This window comes from Halalkalibacter lacteus, from assembly GCF_036663595.1.
Taxonomy (GTDB): domain Bacteria; phylum Bacillota; class Bacilli; order Bacillales; family Bacillaceae_D; genus Halalkalibacter; species Halalkalibacter lacteus.
Genome location: NZ_JAWRVL010000156.1, coordinates 1 through 279 on the forward strand (window position 1 = coordinate 1; position 279 = coordinate 279).

The 279-nt window shown below is 70.3% G+C and carries 1 protein-coding gene; it reads left to right on the forward strand.

Features of this window, described 5'->3' with window-relative positions:
• Positions 1-279: hypothetical protein (locus SAZ04_RS21890; RefSeq protein WP_332699650.1), on the forward strand; the 279-nt coding region annotated here is incomplete at both ends.

The window sequence follows — 279 nt, forward strand, 5'->3', positions numbered from 1 at the left end:
CCGACGACCTGATCGTCGATGTCGCCGATCCATCGGCGCTCAGCGTGGCCGAACGCGCGGCGCTGCTGCAACGTTGCGCGCGCTGGAACATGGCCATCTACCGCTGCGCGAGATCTGGCGCCGACACGGCCCTGGCTCGCAGCGTCGGCGCGCAGCTCGGGCTGCACCGGCTCGATGCCAACTGGCTGGCCGACGAGGACGGCGTTTCGAGCATCGCGGTCAGCGCGGCGCGTCACGATCGCGCGGGCTTCGTTCCGTACACCGACAAGCCGATCCGCT